The 19,700-nt window shown below is 41.7% G+C and carries 16 protein-coding genes; 8 read left to right on the top strand and 8 right to left on the bottom strand.

All coding sequences use genetic code 11. The features are described from left to right. Positions 1–107 precede the first annotated feature (107 nt). The 6 genes from GCCT14_RS00080 to GCCT14_RS00055 are packed head-to-tail and all read left to right on the top strand — an operon-like array spanning position 108 to position 4,738. Positions 108–1,205 carry an EscJ/YscJ/HrcJ family type III secretion inner membrane ring protein gene (locus GCCT14_RS00080; RefSeq protein WP_157952386.1) on the top strand — a complete coding sequence of 366 codons (1,098 nt, stop codon included), beginning with the start codon at positions 108–110 and terminating at the stop codon, positions 1,203–1,205. A gap of 6 nt (positions 1,206–1,211) precedes the next feature. Then, positions 1,212–2,096 (top strand): hypothetical protein, encoded by an 885-nt coding sequence (locus GCCT14_RS00075; protein ID WP_108623670.1) that lies wholly within the window; start codon positions 1,212–1,214, stop codon positions 2,094–2,096. Next, positions 2,089–2,757 (top strand): FliH/SctL family protein, encoded by a 669-nt coding sequence (locus tag GCCT14_RS00070; protein WP_157952385.1) that lies wholly within the window; start codon positions 2,089–2,091, stop codon positions 2,755–2,757. Before GCCT14_RS00075 ends, GCCT14_RS00070 begins: the two co-directional genes overlap by 8 nt. A gap of 23 nt (positions 2,758–2,780) precedes the next feature. Further along, complete coding sequence (sctR, locus tag GCCT14_RS00065) at positions 2,781–3,602, top strand: type III secretion system export apparatus subunit SctR (RefSeq protein WP_192875463.1); 822 nt, start codon at positions 2,781–2,783, stop codon at positions 3,600–3,602. A 12-nt stretch (positions 3,603–3,614) separates the two neighbouring features. Next, positions 3,615–3,884, top strand: a complete 270-nt coding sequence (sctS, locus tag GCCT14_RS00060; RefSeq protein WP_108623667.1) for a type III secretion system export apparatus subunit SctS — start codon at positions 3,615–3,617, stop codon at positions 3,882–3,884. Further along, positions 3,881–4,738, top strand: a complete 858-nt coding sequence (locus tag GCCT14_RS00055; protein WP_108623666.1) for an EscT/YscT/HrcT family type III secretion system export apparatus protein — start codon at positions 3,881–3,883, stop codon at positions 4,736–4,738. Before sctS ends, GCCT14_RS00055 begins: the two co-directional genes overlap by 4 nt. Here GCCT14_RS00055 and GCCT14_RS00050 read toward each other — a convergent pair. From GCCT14_RS00050 to GCCT14_RS00015, 8 genes are all read right to left on the bottom strand, one after another. Next, positions 4,716–5,930 carry an aminotransferase class V-fold PLP-dependent enzyme gene (locus GCCT14_RS00050; RefSeq protein ID WP_108623665.1) on the bottom strand — a complete coding sequence of 405 codons (1,215 nt, stop codon included), beginning with the start codon at positions 5,928–5,930 and terminating at the stop codon, positions 4,716–4,718. The two genes, GCCT14_RS00055 and GCCT14_RS00050, sit on opposite strands and share 23 nt — an antisense overlap. 15 nt (positions 5,931–5,945) lie before the next feature. Next, on the bottom strand, positions 5,946–7,094 hold the full coding sequence (locus GCCT14_RS00045) for a SufD family Fe-S cluster assembly protein (protein ID WP_108623664.1): 1,149 nt from the start codon (positions 7,092–7,094) through the stop codon (positions 5,946–5,948). After that, complete coding sequence (gene sufC / locus GCCT14_RS00040; protein WP_108623663.1) at positions 7,091–7,831, bottom strand: Fe-S cluster assembly ATPase SufC; 741 nt, start codon at positions 7,829–7,831, stop codon at positions 7,091–7,093. Before sufC ends, GCCT14_RS00045 begins: the two co-directional genes overlap by 4 nt. After that, positions 7,831–9,249 (bottom strand): Fe-S cluster assembly protein SufB, encoded by a 1,419-nt coding sequence (gene sufB / locus GCCT14_RS00035; RefSeq protein ID WP_108623662.1) that lies wholly within the window; start codon positions 9,247–9,249, stop codon positions 7,831–7,833. Before sufB ends, sufC begins: the two co-directional genes overlap by 1 nt. Before the next feature lie 78 nt (positions 9,250–9,327). Continuing rightward, positions 9,328–9,567, bottom strand: a complete 240-nt coding sequence (locus tag GCCT14_RS00030) for a hypothetical protein (protein ID WP_157952384.1) — start codon at positions 9,565–9,567, stop codon at positions 9,328–9,330. Between the two features lie 259 nt (positions 9,568–9,826). Continuing rightward, complete coding sequence (locus GCCT14_RS00025; RefSeq protein ID WP_108623660.1) at positions 9,827–12,169, bottom strand: phenylalanine--tRNA ligase beta subunit-related protein; 2,343 nt, start codon at positions 12,167–12,169, stop codon at positions 9,827–9,829. Between the two features lie 29 nt (positions 12,170–12,198). Next, the gene (locus GCCT14_RS00020) at positions 12,199–12,975 is read right to left on the bottom strand and encodes a metal ABC transporter ATP-binding protein (protein ID WP_108623659.1); all 777 of its coding nucleotides are present in this window, start codon (positions 12,973–12,975) and stop codon (positions 12,199–12,201) included. Continuing rightward, positions 12,975–13,988 carry a metal ABC transporter substrate-binding protein gene (locus GCCT14_RS00015; protein WP_108623658.1) on the bottom strand — a complete coding sequence of 338 codons (1,014 nt, stop codon included), beginning with the start codon at positions 13,986–13,988 and terminating at the stop codon, positions 12,975–12,977. The genes GCCT14_RS00020 and GCCT14_RS00015 overlap by 1 nt, the downstream gene beginning before the upstream one ends. 281 nt (positions 13,989–14,269) lie before the next feature. Between GCCT14_RS00015 and GCCT14_RS00010 the strand changes: the two genes are divergently transcribed. Next, positions 14,270–15,775, top strand: a complete 1,506-nt coding sequence (locus GCCT14_RS00010) for an Npt1/Npt2 family nucleotide transporter (protein ID WP_108623657.1) — start codon at positions 14,270–14,272, stop codon at positions 15,773–15,775. 113 nt (positions 15,776–15,888) lie between these two features. Next, a partial coding sequence (gene secD, locus GCCT14_RS00005) for a protein translocase subunit SecD (RefSeq protein ID WP_192875461.1) occupies positions 15,889–19,700 on the top strand: 3,812 nt, incomplete at its 3' end.

Here is a 19,700-nt window from a genome sequence, read left to right as displayed (position 1 = left end):
GGTCCGTTCCCCTCCAACAAATCGAAAAAAATTTGAAAGTAGGATAGGCTCTGTCTATGGGCCTTTTGGTTCGAAACATGAGTACAATCGTGAATGCAGTCGTCTACATGTTAAAATCTTTTCGAGCGCGTGCATCGAGATTTGTCCACTTCGTTTTATGTTTTTTCCTCATTTGTTCAACTTGTCCCATTCAAGGAGCAGGTTTCCTGAGCAGCGGCAACACAATCATCCTCACAGGGTTAGATGAGCAAGAAGCTAATGAGATAGCTGTGATCTTGAATGGTTATGGGATTGCCTCTGAAAAAAAGTTTGTTGCTGGAAGCGGCGCTTCTCAAGCTTCCACTTGGTCGCTTTCTGTTCCAGCTAACAAGAAGATGGACTCACTTGCTATTCTAAACATGCGAGGGCTGCCACGTAGAAGAAAAACGAATACTTTACTCAATCTGTTTAGTAAATCGGGGTTAGTTTCTTCTGACCTAGAAGAAAAAGTACGTTATCAAGCTGGATTAGCCGATCAAATTGCCAATACACTTCGCAAATTAGAAGGGATTCTAGACGCAGATGTACAACTCTCTATCCCTGATGAAGAGAGTGTTCCTGGAGCTGGAAATCAAGAGCAAAAGGTTACGGCGGCCGTTTACATCAAGCATACCGGCATTTTGGATGATCCGAATGCATACATGCAAATGAAGATTAAGCGTCTTGTTTCCAGTAGCATTTCCAATTTAGAACCGGACAACGTCACTATCATTGGTGATCAAGCTGTCGTTGGGCTCAAAAAAGGTAAAGGATTTTTACCTGAATTAGTATCCGTATGGGGCGTACGTGTTGAAAAGAGTTCAGCTTTCTTCTTCAAGATTATTGTTGGCTCTCTAATCATTATTATTGGACTATTCTTAGTAATTATTTTATGGATGGGCTGGAAGTTACAGCAATTCTTCTCTTCGGCTGGAATAAAAAGTCTAATTTCACTTCAACCAATCGAATTCAAGGAAGATGAAGAGTCAGACAGCAAAGGATCTGAGCAAAAGAAAGGCGGCGAAGGAGAAGAGAAGAAGACAGAAGATGAAGAGATAAATGAAAGCGCCAATCTCGATTCTGAGGCGACACCGAAACCACCTACTCCAGAAGCTTCAGCAACGAACAAACAGTCTTCGGCTCCTTCTCAAGAAAAAGGCACGGATCGACTTCCGCCTAGGAGGTAACCCTTTATGGAAGACCATCCTGAACAAATGGACGCAGGTCATTCGATCGAGCATGAGTTCTTTAAAAGTCTTCTTCTCAAATTTGCTCCCGAACGACAAGAAGAATTATGTGCTCTTTTGCCTGATGGGGAAGCGGCACTTCTTTCCAAACTCAATACGATTGAGCTCGAGCGTTATCCTGACTTAATTGCTGAATTCAAGTATTGGCATCCTTTTCAAAAAGAGTTAATTGAGCAAAAAATTCCAGGTTACCTACGTAACTCTTGGGAACAGCTTTTGACTGAATCGACTTCTTCTCCTCCCATTCCCAAATTTGTAGAGAGGCTTCTCTTAGGTCTATTGATTCGTGCAGGGGCTAACCGTGCCCTTTTCGTCGAAAGAACGCGTTTCGTGCCATTATTGAAGATGAATTGGTCTGGATTGGAGCTTCTATCTGAACTAGTGGCTTTTCGGTTGATGATGAGATCGAGCCATTTCCTCATAGAAAAAGAGAAGCGTCAGATTTTTTTCGAATATCTCCTCAATCATCCTAATCGTGAGACGTTACAATCTTATTTCGATTACTTTTCTCATTTTTCCGGTCAATTAAAGGGTGGAATACGGTTTATTTGGAGAAAGTGGAGAGGCGATTCGGATGCTCTTTACGAACTTGCGTATCAAATCGGATGGATGAGTTTAGGGATTTGCCTGAGAAAGGGGACTCATTTAGCCTTTCTTCTCAGTAGACGTCTAAGCGCGAAAGAGGCGATGATTATAAATAAAAACACACTGCCCTCTTCGTTACATATCTCTTTAGTTAAAGACATACAAAATATTGTCTTTGATAGCTTCCAATTCATCCAAAAGAACCGACTCGACCCGTTGCTCAATGGAGGTCAGATCCATGTATGACAATCGCAAGTTTTTACTTTTGCCCATGGGAAACGAATTAACATTGGCAAGTGGTCAAAGAGTCGTTAAAAAAGAAGAGCTTGAAAATATCCTTAGCCTTCAAGAGGTATTGATTCGTGCAGAAAAGGAATTAGAATTCCTAAAAGAAAAAAACCAAGAAACTTGTCAGATCTTGGAGAAACAATCTGAAGAAAGAGGCCTACAAAAAGGATTAGATCAAGTGGCTCAAGTAATTGCCGATCTTGAAAGTCAAGCTAAGAGCATCCAGAAAACCTTTGAGCCTCTCGTTATTAAGATTGCAATTAAAGCCGCTCAATCAGTTATTGAGAGGGAATTGAACTTAGACCCTACAGCAATTTCTGACATCGTATTAAAGACTCTTAGATCGGTAGCTCAACATAAGAGCGTAACTCTCTTCTGTAATGAGCAAGACTTCGTCCACATGCAACAACAACGTCCTGAGCTTCTCAAGGTTCTTGAACAAGCAGATCAATTTAGTATTGTTCCTAAAGACGATCTACCCCCAAAAGGGTATATCATTCAGACCGAGCGTGGTATCATAAATCGATCCAATGTCGAAGAGATCTGGGAAAGGCTTGAGAAGGTCTTCCTCCAGCAAATTGCACGGGCTGACAAAACTCAACGTTCAGACGCAGAGTGAGGTTCATGAGGAAAATTTTCCTGTTGTTTTCCCTATTCTTTTTTTGCCTATCTGCTCATGCAGAGGACAAGTCGACTTCTTTAAAGCAAAAGAAGGAGAGCGTGGACTCTTATTCAGATCCTCTAAAGATACCGATGTACACAGGATTGCCTAAGACCTTTAAAGCTGAGGGTACGCCGCCCCTTCTCATTCAGGCGGTTATCCTATCTTTATTTGTCTTACTCCCTTTTGTGGTAATGCTTCTCACCCCGTTCGCTAAAATGGTGATGGTGTTTTCGCTTTTAAGAAATGCCCTAGGGGTGCAACAGGTCCCGCCCAACCAAGTTATAAACGGAATATCTCTTATTTTGAGTGTTTTCGTTATGTTCCCTGTTGGTTTAGATATGTATAAGAAGGGAGCTCTTTGGATGAGTGTGAATACTCCACCAGCAATGGACTCACCTCTAATTGGGAAGTATTTAGTTTCATTAGCGAATGAGGTCAAAGAACCTTTGAAGCGTTTCCTACAGTTTAACAGCCAAAAAAGCCATATTCGTCATTTCTTTCGTGTAGCGATTCGTACAGTTCCAGAAGAGTTCCGTGAGTCGATTAACCCAGAAAATTTTATGATCCTCATACCTTCTTACATCACAAGTCAGGTAAAGAATGGATTTGAAACTGGAACTTTGATCTTTTTGCCTTTTTTCGTCATTGATATGGTCGTTTCTAACATCTTACTTGCTATGGGAATGATGATGTTGTCTCCCGTTACGATTTCTCTTCCAATCAAGATTTTCCTTTTAGTTATGATGGACGGTTGGACCTTGATCACAAAGGGATTAATCGACAGCTATCGTCTCTTCTAGAGGAAGAGTAGTATGTTTCAGGCGAAGATTGTTTCACTTTGTTATCGAGCTCTCATGCTCATTTTGATGTTATCGGGGCCACCTATTGCTGTTAGTTTAACGTTAGGTCTTATTGTGGCTATCTTTCAGGCAGCTACCCAAATTCAAGAACAAAACCTGGCATTCACTATCAAGCTGCTGGCAACGATTTTGACTTTGCTCGTTCTTGGTGGTTTTCTAGGGTCTCAAATTTTCTCCTTCGGAATGGAAATCTTCCAAAACCTACCCAAGATTGCTCCATGATTAGTGGAGTTGATTTAGCCCTTCTAGCTAAAGATCTTTTCCTTTCTCCGCTCTTTCAATTCTTGGCGCCTCTTTTCCTTCTTTCTCTCTGTAGAATTTTCCCCTTTGTTCAACTCTCTCCTTTCTTAGGCTCCAGAAGTCTCCCTGTGATTGCGAAAGTTGGAATTGCCGTCTCTCTTACCCCTTTCGCTATTAGTCATATGTCTGGTCGAACGGCAAATTACTCCTCTAATCTGTTCTATCTCTGTGCTAAAGAGATCTTTTTTGGATTCTTGCTGGGGGTAGTTTCGTCTATTCCTTTTTACGTGATGATGATGGCTGGATCTCTTGTAGACCATCAAAAAGGGACTTCAAGTTTGATGTTGACTGACCCCTTATTGAGTATCCAGGACAGCCCTATTGGAATTATTTTTGTTTACCTTTTGGCGGCACTCTATTGGATTTCAGGCGCAGCCTTTCGATCAATTGATCTACTCATTGAATCTTTCTCTATTTTCCCAGCAGACAAGTGGATCCCTTTTTCGGTATTCGAATCGATCGATAACCAGATCCTCGATGAAATCATAACGCTCCTACCAGCATGTTTCAAGCTGGCTATCGAGTTGGTTGCTCCGATTTTAGGGTCTCTCCTGATGGTAGATGTGCTTTTGGGGATCACTAACCGACTGGCACCCCAAGTACAAATTTCATTCATGGGGCAGTGTTTAAAAGCTTTTATTGGTCTTCTAACCCTTATGTTATGTATCGACACTGTTTTCGATGATATCCAAGGAAAAGGAAACAAGTGGATCACCCGTCTTGAAACTTATACATCCCTCTTCGCAGAAATTCCTACGACAAGCGGTCCAAAATAATTGAAAGAGATTCTATGAATCGATCGATCTCTTCATCCGTCGAGTAGATCCCTAAAGAGACTCTCAAACAACAATTGATTCCAAAAAACTTCATAGCAGTCTGGGCACAAAGATTGCCTGAGCGAACAAAAATATTTTCTAATCCGAGCAAGTGAGCCACATCAAATGGGTGTATAACCACTCCAGATCTATCTTGAAACTTCAAAGAGACAATAGAGCTTCTTCTTCTAGGTTCCCCAACTAACTTGACACGAGGATCTTTAGATAGCCCTTCTATAAGACGCTTAATCAAGACCTCCTCATGGTTTTGAATTTTTTCCATCCCTAAAGAAAAAATCCAATCAAGAGCTAATCCCATGCCAATAGCTTGCACAAAGGGTGGAGTCCCTGCCTCGAATCTAGCAGGGGATTGTTCGTAAGTTGCCTTCTCTAAACTCACCTCATCGACCATATGGCCACCAAGAAGCCAGGGATTTAGTTTATTAAGAAGGTCAAGTCTCCCCCAACAAACACCAACTCCCGTAGGCCCATACACTTTATGCCCAGAAAAACAACAGAAGTCACATCCCAAAGACGAAAAATAAATAGATTGATGTCCAACTGATTGAGCTGCATCAACCACTGATATAGCACCGCAAGCCCTAACCAAAGGGAGCATCTGCTCCAAAGGCATCACTCCCCCAGTAACATGAGACACATGATGCAATGAGACCAGGCAAACTCTCTCATCAAGAAGAGTAGCAAAGACCTCCAAGTCAACCTCACCAGAGGGAAGAAGTGGAAAGAAAATTAACTCATAGCCACCCCTCTCAGCGACCCTTTGCCAAGGTAAGAGATTAGCGTGATGTTCGATTGGAGAGAGAAGAATTCGAAAACGACCCTTTCTATCTGACTTCAAAGGAGGACAAAGGGAATGTGCAAGTCCGTTAAGTGCTTGGGTTGTCCCTGAAGTAAAAACGATCTCCTTAGGCGAGACAGAGAAAAGTTCAGCTATTCTACGACGTGACAACTCAAACCTATCCGTGACAGCGGACGCAAGAGGATAGGAAGAGCGATGAACACTCGCGTACTGCCCTAAGTAGATCTGCATCATTTCTTCTATGACATGTTTGGGTTTCTGCGCAGTAGCTGCAGTGTCCAGGTAGGTCATCTCACCTAAGGCAGGAAATTCTTCTCGCGAAACGAAAACCATGTCACCCTCCACTTGCTAAGTGAAGTCAGAGAGAAAAGCCTCAATGGCAATTTCCCGAGACAACTCGGATGAAATTCCTCTGGTAGCAAGAAAGAAAAGAAGCTCTTTGTCTAATCCAGAAGCAGTTGAACCATGTGTTGCTTTAACGTCACCTTGATGAATAGAAAGAGAGGGCAAACTAACAGCGCTAACTCCATTGGACAACAGAAGATCACGATTCAATTGATACGCCTCTGCTTGAGATGCGCCGTTTTGAATCTCAATCTTCCCTCCAAAAAAAGATTTTGCTTTGGAGTCTAAAACTTTCCTCATCAGTTGGTTAGAAAGAGTATTAGGAGCCTCGTGCTGGACCCAAGTCGTGATAGAAAGGGATTGCTCATTAGACAAGTAATGAGAAGAACGAATGTCCAACTTAGCTCTCTCACCTCTGAGAACTGCCGATATATCGCTCCAAATCCACGGACTTGAACAACCTTTCGATCTGACCGTACAAGAAGCTCCTTCTTCCAAGCGAATTGAAGTAAGAAAAACAGAAGATGCTGATACTTCCTCCCAATCACGCTCCAAAACGAAAGACGAATTCTCATGTCCAAAAAGATAAAAGTCATGATGGACCCAATAGGAACCAGCTTGGATTGAAGGACGCTCGAAAAGCCGCAAAGAGGCACCCTTCCCCAAGACGAAATAAAAGGCAGCCCTCTCTAACCATTCCTTTCCAGAATAAATAGCCTTAAAATCAATATCCACTTCTGTTCCTGGAGGGATGTAAACAAAAAGACCTTCTTTCAGTGAGCTAACAGATCCTAATGAGGCGGAAAAAGGGTGCAAGGGATAGCCTTCAATCACCGACCAAAAACAAATCTTAGCTTCTTCAAGCGGGAAGACATCTATTCCCTTCAAAGATGAGGGGATATTTAAAGAAGAATTTCCATAGCGCCAAACTAAAGAACTCTCACTAGAGCAAGCAGGCACAGAAAAACTTATCTCAGGCAAGAAAGGGGAAGCAAACAAATCTAACGATCTAAAAGGAACCCTCGAAAAAAGAGGGAATCTTGAACAGAGATCACACATGGACTCGCAAAGGCTATCTTCCGAAACTTGGACTGCATCAGCCAATGATTTTCCCAATCTTTTAGAAAATAAAAATCTAGAAGCTCCTCTCATATTGATAGACGATATCCATCTCGTTCAATTGCTAAAGCCAAATCTGCCTCTCCGGAACAAACTATTTTCCCACCACAAAACATATGAACTGCTGTTGGATTCAGAAGCTGTGCTAATTTAGGGTAATGAGTAATCACGAGAAGAGACATCCCACTATCACGCAACGAAGATAAACATCGAACAACGGCAGACAAAGAATCTAGGTCAATGCCCGAATCGATCTCATCTAAAACAGCTAAACGTGGGCTGAGCAAGGACATCTGAACCAATTCACATCTCTTCTTTTCCCCACCTGAAAATCCATCATTCAAGCAACGATCAAGAAAAGCGGGAGGAAGGCCAAGTTTTTCCATCTCCTTTCTAGCTCGCTCTAAAAAAAGCAGATCGTCTAAAGGCTCAAAACCCCTCTTCTCTTGAAGCGATGAGTAAGCTTTTTTCAGAAAGGTCTTCATAAGTACTCCAGGAATCTCTGGAGGATTCTGAAAACTCACGAATAGACCTAAATGTGCTCGATCTTCAGGCTGTAGCTCTAGGAGAGAGATTCCATCGTCCCAAACAACCTTTCCACCAATCACCTCACATCCAGGATGACCAGCTAATGTCTTAGCTAAACTAGATTTTCCTGCACCATTTGGCCCCATAATAATGTGTATCTCTCCAGGGGCAATAGAGAGATCAACATAATCTAAGACAACCGAACCAGACAACCGTGCGCGCAAACCTTGAATAGACAACATCAACCCACAGACCCCTCTAATTTGATACCAAGAATAGCCATCTCCCTGGAAAATTCTAACGGCAAATGTTCTATAACGTCCTTGCAGAAACCTGTGACAACAAGCTGAATAGCGTCCTCTTTGGTAATCCCACGAGTAGCAAAGTAAAAGAGTTTCTCTTCATCGAAAGCAGAAGTAGAAGCCTCATGTTCAGCTTTGGCAGAAGGGTGATACACACGGATATCAGGCAAAGTGAATGCACGAGAATTTAATCCAATTAACATCGAATCGCATTGAGTGTAATTATGACTGTCCTCACCCTTCAAAGATACCAGTCCTCTATAAGCATTATGAGAAAAGTCAGCAGATATACCCTTAGATACGATATTAGATGATGTCCTCTTACCAAGATGAATCATTTTAGTTCCCGTATCTGCACACATTCGACCAGTTGTAAGGGCAACCGACAAGAACTCACCAACGGAGTCGTCTCCTTGCAGAATGACACTTGGATATTTCCAAGTAATGGCAGCTCCCATTTCGACTTGGTTCCAAGAAATTCGTGACCTGTCTCCTAAACAAAGCCCCCTCTTAGTAACAAAGTTCCAAATACCACCTTCTCCAGTGATAGAATCTCCGGCATACCAATTTTGGACAGTAGAATATTTGATCGAAGCATCATCATAGGCAACCAACTCAACAACGGCCGCATGAAGCTGATTATTACTCCTTTCTGGTGCCGTACATCCTTCCAAATAACTTACAGATCCCCCTGGCTCAACCACTATCAGTGTGCGCTCAAACTGACCAATCTCTTTGTCGTTAATTCGAAAATAGGTAACGAGATCAATCGGGCACGTTACACCAGAAGGGACATAGACAAAAGATCCATCTGAAAAAACAGCACTGTTCAACGCCGCGAAAAAATTGTCCCCTTTCGGCACAACACTACCCAAATGAGCTTTCACAAGATCTGGATAGAGACGAGTCGCCTCGGAAAGGGAGCAAAAAAGAACCCCCAGATCCTTAAGTTGCTCTCTAAAAGTTGTCATAACTGAAACGGAGTCAAAAACAGCGTCGACAGCTACTCCCGTCAACCTCTTTTGCTCTTCAAGTGGGATTCCCAAGCGATCAAAGGTTCGCAATATTTCTGGATCGATATCTTCAAGTCGATTGTTCGAAGATCTTTTTACCGGAGCAGAAAAGTAAACGATATCGTTGTAGGAAATTGACGGACTATCGAACGAAGCCCAATCAGGCTCCTTCATTTCTCTCCAGATATGATACGCCTCTAACCGGAAGTCGAGAAGAAAGTCAGGTTCTTGTTGCCTAGCGGAAATTGCACGAATAACACCTTCATCCAACCCAGGGGGCAAAGCATCTGTTTCCAAGTCAACAGAAAAGCCATACCGATATGTCGAATGTCCAAGAAAATCCACATTTCTACCTAGACTAGGTTACACGCCAACAAAAAGCACAAAGCGAAAAAAAGGGGCCTTATGTTGCCTGATTCAGCTTTATGATTCAAGTTCGTCTAATAGGTCGTAGTCGTGAGGCATTTGTGGGAAAGAGAAACCTTCTTCACCTTGAGAAGTAGGGAAAAAGTAGAGCGTTTCTATTGAAGCAAGACGCACAGAGGAAATACCATCTTCAAATCCGACAAAACGCAACAAACGATCGAGTGAGACGAGTTCCGACTCTAAATAATCGTTAATGGACTCTAAACGAGCCACTTTTCGTCTCATATCTTCATACATATAGAATTTCTCCTTAGGTGAAAGCGTTTCATTCGATGGCAAAGGGGAAGATAGGGGCAATCAAGAACGCAAGGCTAGAAAATCATGTTCAGAAATGAACAAATAAGAACTGAATAAGGCGAAAACAAGTCAGAAAAAGCCTTAGGAAGTCGGGGGAAAGGTCGAAAAAGGAATCAAACGAATGCTGTCCCCGAATAAGCTCATCTTATCAGATCAAATTCTGAGGGTCAATCTGACGAATCAAGATGGTGTGGTAAGCTTACAAGGATAGCATGCCCCCCTTTAGTATGGTCAATTCTTTATCCAATAATTGGACGACCTTTCGATGTGCCTCATCTACTTCTTCATTAGAAAGAGTCTTCTTCTTAGATCTATAAAAAAAACGAACAGTCAAACACTTAGAATCTTCCATTTTATGAACGCTTAAAAGAGTAGTTTTTTCTAGCATCTCATTTTCTGGAAGAATTTTACGAAGATCTGAATATGCAATTTCCGATGGAAGCGTAATAGTTACGTCCCTTGAAGAACCTGGATAGCTTGGTAAAGGTACGAATGGATCTGGTTGATTAGTTTGGCAAGGGATAAGTTTAAGCTCAGCGAATAGTATTGGTTCATTTCCAAATATATGGGAAAGCTTGCCTGCAACACCTATTTTTTCCTCTCCGATAAACAAATCGGCCTGTTGTCCTTCTTGGAAAATGGAAGATATAGAAGGACGGGAAGATATGGACATCTGATTTGTATAACCAAGTGCTTCTATCCATCCAAGAAGATCGAAGATATCACCTGGTTTTATGTTTCCATCAATTTCCCAGAAAGGTGTTTGTATGAAATTGCCTGCAAGAAATATTCCAAGGCGATCCTCAGTCTGAAAAGAACCGTTGATTAAGCAGTAAACTCTACCCATCTCAAATAATCTAAATGATCGATCATGATGAGATAAATTCCTCTCCAAATGTTCAAGAAAACTTACTAAAAGACTTGGACGAAGAAACTCTCGATCTGATGAGCTTGGGTTAACTAGGCGAACTGGTTTCTCTACCCCCAGCAAATTTTTTACCTGATCTACTTTTTCAAAAGATGTGAGATCCATACCTAAAATTTCTTGAAATCCCCATCCACATAGACGATTTCTAATAGTCCGCATGAATGGATAAAGAGGGTCGTGGGACGATGGGATAAGAGGCGTACGTAACATCGCAGGCCTAGGAATAGATTCGAGTCCAATCTTTTTAACCAAATCATCTAATAAATCTTCTGGTCCATGCAAATCTGTTCGTTCAGTTGACACAGAACAAACAAGCTGGTCATGAGACGAAGAAATTACTTTGTGCCCTAGCTCCTTGATTGCTTTTTCAATTGCTTTTTCGCTCCAAGATAGCCCAAGAATTCGTTGTGGGAGGTTAATTGGGAAAGGAATAGAACGTGTCGAAGGAAGCTGATCTCCAACCTGAATTGATTTCCTGCCTACAATAGATGCAAGTAGATAAGTATCACAGAGACTCTCAAATCTCTTCCAAGATAGATAAAACGAATAAGATGATCGTACATGTTCTAGACATCGTGCCTCTGGCGTAAGTAAATTATGATAACGAGAAGTTTTTGCTACTTGTTCAGGCTCAAAAATAGCCATCTCCAAAAAGCAACGTTTAGTCTTATTGTAGGGTCTAAACTGGTCTGCAGTAGCCACCCCAGAAAGAAAAATTGAAGCGTCCCCGCTTTTCAACGTTAGATCTTCTGCAACAAGAGAGAGAGAACGTCCTCCAATTTCCATTGACGATTTTCCGCCCCACACTAAACGAAAATTTGTGTCGACGACTTTATCTAGATCGCAACATAGGAAAGGATGACCAGCATCTAAAAGAACATAACGTAACAAATCAAGAAAAGCCGCTTCTTCTGATTCTCCAGCCAAGCGCAATCGAAGGTATAGGTCCCAAGGCAACCAAGATGATGAAGTCGGTTCTACCTCTGCCCAACTATAATTTCTAACAGCTGAAGTGGCCTCAATGGTAACTTGAGTCACTACGTCTCCCTTATTTTGCAAATCAAAAAAAGAGTTTGCCCAATCAGTATGAGCGAAAGGAATCCCCTTAATAGAAGAAATATAAAATGCTAGTCCCCGGATATTTTGACAGAAACTAAGATCAGGCGTGAAAGCGAGAGAAAAAACGTACTCCTCTCTACACCAGTGACTCAACAATTTTCCTTCTTCTGAAAGTTCAAGAGGTAAAATCGGGAAAATTTTTTCAGAAATAGTCGGAGACCATCCTCCCACAATTCCATTACATTGAGACGGTATTGAAATGCTTGATTTCTCAATCTGAGAAAGAAAAAAGAAAGGAACACAACTTCCAATAGGTGGGGCATCTTCTACAGGCAAATAAGCAAAGGCAAATCCTTTATCTCCCAACGAAAGATGCAACGCAGAAGACTCTTCATCGTAGCCAACCACTCGCCCTACAACCGATTCCCTAAGAGGGAAATTCTTCTTTTCAATGCCCTCCACTTCCAATCCGCACGATTCAAAAATCGGAATTAAATCCCTTGGATCTTGATCCCAAACCAACCAATCTCGTAGCCAACAAAATGGCACTTCCATCTATGTCTCCCCAGAATTAAATGTGTTCCTTAAAAAGAAAGAACGTCCGAATCAGCAGAACGTTGAAAAATCTCGCGAAAAAGATAACTCGATTGACCATATGCTTGAGATAACTTCTCAGCAGTGAATACGTCCTCTACCGTACCAAACGAAATCAAGTGACGATTCAACAAAACTAAAAAATCAAAATACTTAGGAACCACCATCAAGTCATGATGTACAAGAAGAACTGTCTTACCAGAGTCCACCAGTAGGCGAAGAACCTTCATAATTTCTTTAGCGGCTGCTGCATCAACTCCTGAAAATGGCTCATCTAAAAGTAGCAAATCAGGGTTCTGCATGAGAGCTCTTGCTAAAAAAGCTTTTTGTTGCTGCCCCCCGGAAAGCCTGCCTATTTGCTCGCCTTCCATTTGTTGCATTCCTACCCATCCTAGACATCGATCTAAATTTTCTTTTTCTTTATTGTTCCAGCGTCTCCAAAGTCCTAATCTAGGAAGTGATCCCATTTGAACAACTTCAGAAACAGTAATCGGAAAACTCCAATCAACAGAGCTCCTTTGAGGGATGTAGGCAATGCGAGCTCTCTGCTCACGGAACGATTTACCCCAAAAAGAAAACGATCCTTCCTGCTGCGTCAAGATACCAACAGCACACTTAAGAAACGAACTCTTCCCAGCTCCATTAGGCCCAATAATACCAACAAGGCTTCCACCAGGCTGTATCGAAAAGCAAATTTTACGCAGGACAGGAACTTCGTCATATGCATAGGAAAGATTCGAAACGGAAAAAGGCACATCTTGACTCATTACGTGCCCTCCATAATCTCATCTCGAAAAATTCTAGCATTATCTACAACTATCTCTAGGTAACCATCAAGTGGATCTGCCATTTTAGAAAAATCTGGGAAGGAATCGCTGTAAAGAGGGCGAGTTGCAAGTCGAGTTTTATATCCATGTTGAGAGGCCATAGAAACCAATCGAGAAAGCGCACGTGATGGGACATTTACTTCTTGGAAAAGAACATTAATTTGGTGATTCAACATGAATTCAAATACTTCCTTCAATGTAGAAAAACTCACCTGTGATTCTGGCGCAAGACCTTCAGGAGATGCGTACCTTTTCTCCCATAATCCATTCTGCCTCTCTTGTGACGTTCCAAAATAAGAACGAACGAAGTAACGAAAAGCTGAATGTGCCGATATAAGGTAACGTTTCTCAATTGGGACTTCGTCAATTAAGGCGCGCGCCATCTTATCCGCATTTAGAAATCGCTCTTCTATTTTTTTAGCTCTTAAAAAGATCAACTTTTTCTTGTCGTCTTCAGTAAAAATTTTTGATAAACGCTCGGCTAAAGGCGAAACAACTTTCGCCATTAAGCTGAGATCCAGCCAAATATGAGGATCAGTCACCCCGTTCGCGTGTATAACAAAATTTTCGTCCTGCTCAAGTAGGCAGGTCCCGATTGAAAAAGATGTAGGTGATTGATGCAATGAATTAAACAGGGATGATCCATGTTCTAGCCCAAGCCCGTTATAAACAACCAAATCAGCCAAAAGAAACAGATCTCCATCTCCTTTGCGCAATTGATAGCTATGTGGGTCCAGGTTGCCTGGAATCAAGGAAACAGACTGAACACAATCACCAGCCAATGCACACACCAAAGCCTCTAAAGGAGCAATTGTAGAAACAACCAGAGGTTTGACAAGAGGGGTAGAACCGACTCTGTTTGAATTTTGGATGCCCCTAAAAAAAACCCACCCAGCCAATATTGAGGCAACCGCCATGAAAGAAAAAAAACCAAAAAAAGACGGTTGACGCACGAATCCCCTTCCTAAAAAGTTTCACATACAGATCTGGGAATTTTACGAGATGAGATTGGATTTGGCAATTAGGTTCGAAAACAGAAAAAAGCTGAGCTTAAATCAACACTAGATATATAAGTTCTTACCGATGCGAAAAACGTGTTGGCACTAGGTGCTCCCTGAGGGAAATTCGAGCAGCAGCTCCCATGGCTCTACTACTTCAACGTGTGTTTTGTATTGTGGGAGCGCGTGGTAATTTCAAGTCCGGCTGCTGATTCTAGAAACTTTAGAGGTTTGTTATGTCTGGGAACGAGAGCGGTTTTTCAGGTTGGAGAAGTTATCTTTGGCCGATTCACTGTTTTGAATTAAAAAAACTTCTCCCGATGTTTTTTATGTTCTTCTTCATTTCGTTTAATTACACGATATTAAGAGACACCAAGGACGCATTGATTGTGACAGCACCGGGATCGGGAGCAGAGGCGATTCCGTTCATGAAGTTCTGGTGTGTATTGCCAAGTGCAGTTTTGTTCATGTTTGTGTATTCCAAGATGTCGAACGTTCTTTCCAAGCAATCTCTTTTTTACGCGACTATCTCTCCGTTTCTTATCTTTTTTGCGCTCTTTGCAACAGTCCTCTATCCATATCGTGATTTCTTTCACCCGACGTCTAGCGCAGATTATCTCGCTAGCATACTTCCTCAAGGGCTGAATGGGTTCGTTGCCATTTATCGCAACTGGACGTATGCCCTTTTCTACGTGTTTTCCGAAATGTGGGGCAGTGTTGGAATTTCGCTTCTTTTTTGGGGATTCGCCAATGACACTACACGTGTGACAGAAGCGAAACGCTTTTATACAGTATTCGGGTTGGGGGCAAACCTAGCTCTTCTATTTTCTGGGCCAACGATAGTTCATTTTTCAAAACTTAGAAAAGGTCTTCCGGCTGACTCTGCTGTAGATGCGTGGGGTCTTGCGCTGAAATGGTTAATGGGTGCTGTTGTTTTAGCCGGAATTGCAAGCATTGGTCTCTACTGGTTCATAGATCGGTTTGTGCTAACAGACCCAAGGTTTGCCCCAGAAGAAAAAGAAAAAAAGGACAAGAAGAAGCCAAAGCTTTCTTTTACAGAGAGTTTCTTAGCACTTGTTCGCTCTAAATACATTGGATGCCTTTCAGTACTTGTTATCTCTTACGGTGTGCTGATCAATATTTACGAGGTCACCTGGAAGAACCAGATCAAATTGCAATATCCTGACCCTTCTGATTACAGTGCATTCATGGGCCATTTTTCGACGGCGGTTGGGTTTGTTTCAATTCTCATGATGATTTTCGTTGGTGGAAATGTCATAAGACGATTTGGATGGAAAGTTGCTGCACTTTTCACTCCAGTTGTTCTTGTTTCAACTGGGTCAGCTTTCTTTTTCTTCGTCATATTTAGAGAAAATCTTACCCCCATAATCATGCAATTCGGAACTACTCCTACTTTTCTAGCTGTTATTTTAGGCGCCTTGCAAAACATAATGAGCAAGTCGACTAAGTACTCACTCTTTGATCCAACAAAAGAAATGGCATATATTCCTCTCGATCAAGAGACGAAAGTAAAGGGCAAGGCCGCAATTGATGTGGTCGCTGCTAGGTTCGGAAAATCCGGCGGGTCTTTAATTCAGCAAATTTTACTTCTACTTTTTGGAAGCCTTTCCGCCATCACCATCCCTCTGAGCATCATTTCTCTTTTTATTGGGTTTGGTTGGATATACGCTGTTGATATCTTGAATGGTGAATTCAACAAATTACAACAAAAGAAAAAGTAAAACTGTTTCGTTAACTTTGCCTAAAATTTTTCTTTTCGGTCCATGAAGAGTTAGATTCGAAAAGAAGGCATAAGTAAGATCGTCTTATCTTTCCCGTTTTAATGGAGTCTTTAATGCAGAAAGGCAACTCTAGTGCCCTTGCAATTATCCTGGCTGTCTCTGCCTTTGGGTTTTATAGTCTTCTACCGAGTTTCATCTGTTATTGGAAGGACCTTGATGGTCCTGTTGTTAGTCGTGATGCTGAACAAGAAATCTCAATGATTCTTGATCGTGTTGAAGGATTGAAGCCATTCTCCATCAAGTGGATTAAGAATTATTGTCATCACCTTAGGATTACTCCGGAGAGAGTTCAACTCGACCATCGTTTTCCAAGATTAGTTAAGATCACCTTTCAGACGAAGGAAGATTTAGATAAATGCAGGGAAAGCTTAAACCAAGCGGGAAGGTTAATTCGTAAGGCAGGTGGCAGGCTATTCACTATGTCTACGGATGGTGAAGAATCAAAAAGCCTTGCTTCATCTAACGAAAAATTATCGCTGATAGTCTCCAGAGAGCCGATCCCCGATCTGAAGGATCCATCTTCTATTGAGTTTATAACTAAGTTCGATAAGTTCGGGGACCTTAGTGAACAATACAAAAACCTTATTGTTCATCGGGCAAAGAAATTACAAACTATGTTGGAGAATCGTTCCAATCAAATTCTCCAAGAGATCCAACAAAGTCGAACGAACCCCCATCATAGGGAGCCAATTATTTCAGCTGCCTCAAAACTTCACCAACTTTTTGATTCATTAGATTGGGACTCAGAGCTCCTTCAAAGAGTTGGGTCTTGGATTGTAGACAAGAAACATGCTGTTCAGAAAAACCTGATCTCTCTTGTTCGACATATTTCTCAAAATCTCAGAGAAGGCCTGACCAAAGAAGAAGGGCCCGATCAAGAAAAAATTAGCAAAAAGATTGCTAGTTTAGATCGTTTCCTTTTCCTACTGCAGTCGACACGACTTTCAAGCGAAGTAATCGAACAAAATCAATCTGATCAAATGGGGTTAACTTTACATCATCCATTTTTTGAGTCGATTCTAATTGATTGGAATTCCCATCATTTTGAAATAAAAATGTCAGAAAAACTAAAAGAAGTTTTTCAGGAAGACAATAGCGGAAAAAATTTGATCAAGGATTGGGTTTTTTCTGAAATCAACCGATTAAGAGAGCTATGTGGAGAGAGGTTTTCCCCACAAAAAGATGGTTTTTTCAAAGCTTCATTCGAACGTCGTCCTGAAACGACCTCCTTCTTGAAACTCAACAATAAGCAAATTCACGAAGAAGAAAAAGTACAATTAGCTCAATTTATACTTTCTCACTGGCATCCAGAGACTCCGGAACTCTCTCCAAATGAACTTCCTTTGCTGTTCGCCGACGAATACAATGCAAGTCCTCCTCAAGACCGTCGTTTATCGTTTCTCATTTTTTCACCGCTATGTGATCAACTTCATGATCTAGATTTCTCCCAAGAAACTCATTCTGTCTACTTTATCTTTTCAGGTCACAAGGAAATTTTAAGAAAAAAGAACGCTGATCCAGCAAAAAAAACTAAAATAGAATCTGACCTTAAGCACTTGTTTCAGCTTCTCCATCAGCAAGGGTATACGTTAGCATCTGGTGACCAAGCTCTTGTCAAAGCATTTCCCGATGCGATTGTTTTAGCTCTTTCGCATCCTGTTAAAAATTGGATTCGATCTTCCAGAGAAAAGTTTCGTATGTTTTCAGACTTCTCTCTTTTAGAGATGAGCAACAAAAAGTCTCGCATTTTGGCACGGAACCAGATTGATAAAGAGGCTCAAGAGGACCTTCTTAAATGGAAAGATGACTATCGCTCTGCTCAATCAGAATTGAATCCGAAATCTAGTCTTCTAGTCCCTCCTCCTTGGCAATTTCCAATCATAGAAAACGCTAAATTGAGCTTAAAGCGTTATTGGAATGGAGATGTTCAGCGTGCCATCCGGTGGGGATTAGATTTGTCCGGGGGGAAGTCTGTTCGAATCGCCTTACTGGACACAAGCGGCCGTGTTGTGACTGACACCACTTCACTTCTTCAGGGCAGGGAAGAATTGGTTAAGAGAGTAAACAGGATGGGGTTATCTGAAGTTTCTGTTTACCTAGAAAAGGATAGCTTGGTTTTTGATTTCCCTGGTTCTCAAGGTTTCTCTGCGAGTGAATTGATTGAAGCAACCAGCATGACCTTTCACATTGTGAATGAAACCTTTTTCCAAAAAAATGATCCAATTTCTGAAGACGTTAATAGGTTTCTTCAGAAGGTATGGGATGAGGCTGTTTTAATTGGCAATATCGATAGATCGCACCTCAATGAACTTGCATATGAGCACCTACATGGAACTAAGAAAGCGGAAGATGGAATTGCAGATCGCCTGCTTGCTTCTGGGCTGAAATTTGTTGGACCAAATGGTATGGAGGCTACATCTTCTTTGGATGAGGAGTTTTCGATTGTTGCTCCATTTCAAGTTGACCCTGAAGAAGACGACCTTCCTAGGCGCCATCCACTCATCCTTCTGTTCCGAAATTATGCGCTTAGGGGGTCAGACGTAACAAACGTCAGGGCCTCCTATGAAAGCATGAGGGGCCACTTTCTTAATTTTGAAGTCAAGAACAACAATGACCAGGGTGAGAACCCACAGGAGTCATTCAAGGAGTGGACTGGATTTTATTGTAAGGATTCGATAACTGGCACTCCAAAGCAGATCCGTGGAGAATATGGATGGAGAATGGCTGTCCTATTAGATAACGAAGTGATAAGCATTCCTGAATTGCAGAGTGAACTAAGTTCAGGGGCCTCCATATCTGGAAACTTTTCTCAAAGAGAGGCTAGCCGACTAGCTGATGACTTAAAGGCTGGCTCCCTTAGTTTCAAGCCAAAGATCCTATCTGAAGAAACAATTAGTGCAGAGCTAGGTGTCCAAGAGAGAGAGAGAAGCTTATTTGGTTTTCAAATTGCACTTGTTTTGGTTGGGATAATAATGTGCAGTTATTATCGGTTTTGGGGAAGTGTTGCTTCCGTTGCTCTGCTCTTAAATCTGTTCCTTCTTTTTGCTCTCCTTAGGCAAACAGGAGCCACTCTCTCTCTTGCTGGTCTTGCTGGAATAGTTCTTACATTAGGAATGTCGGTCGATTCTAATGTTCTTGTTTTTGAAAGAATTCGTGAGGAATTAGAGGCTGGCTTGCCATTAATTGAAGCTACGTATGTTGGCTATAAAAGGGCTTTTGCAGCTGTTCTTGACTCAAGTGTAACCACATTGCTTGCTTGTTTCATATTGGCCAAATTTGACTGTGGGCCAGTCAAGGGATTCGCAATAACTTTATCAATAGGAATTTTTGTATCGATTTTCACTGCGATTTTCTCTACACGCACGTTCTTTTCTATCCTTTTTTCAAAAGGAAAATCATTTCCTGCAACTATGTCGAGGCTTTTTTCGAATAGATCAATTCCACTCTTTCGTTTTAGGCAACCTATTTTCCTTTCCTCACTTCTAATAATTGTTTCCGGATGGATCTTTCTGTGGGAGAATCGAGCCAACTTAATTGGCGTTGATCTAGCTGGTGGAACCACCTTGAACCTCGATTTCCCGCAAGGAAGCGGCCAGATGAGAGAGCAAGTGAAACAAGCTTTCGATCAAGAGGGGATTTCTCAATCTCTATACAGATTACAAGAAAGAGGAGCCCCGGAGAGATTGCGCATCTATTTGTCTGGATCTAGTTCTCAATACTTTGAAGAGGCTTCTGACCTCTGTAAGATTCTGGAAAACAATGGAGTCAAGATATCTTCGGAAACCCTAAAGAAAGCAAATGAAAGCTTGTTTCACTTGCTCTCTCATCTGGCCGCTTCCTTGCGGGAAATCGAGGTTCAAGGTGG

Source organism: Candidatus Similichlamydia epinepheli, assembly GCF_003056015.1.
The sequence above is the reverse complement of the archived record's forward strand: the minus strand, read 5'-3'. Positions and strand labels throughout refer to the sequence as shown.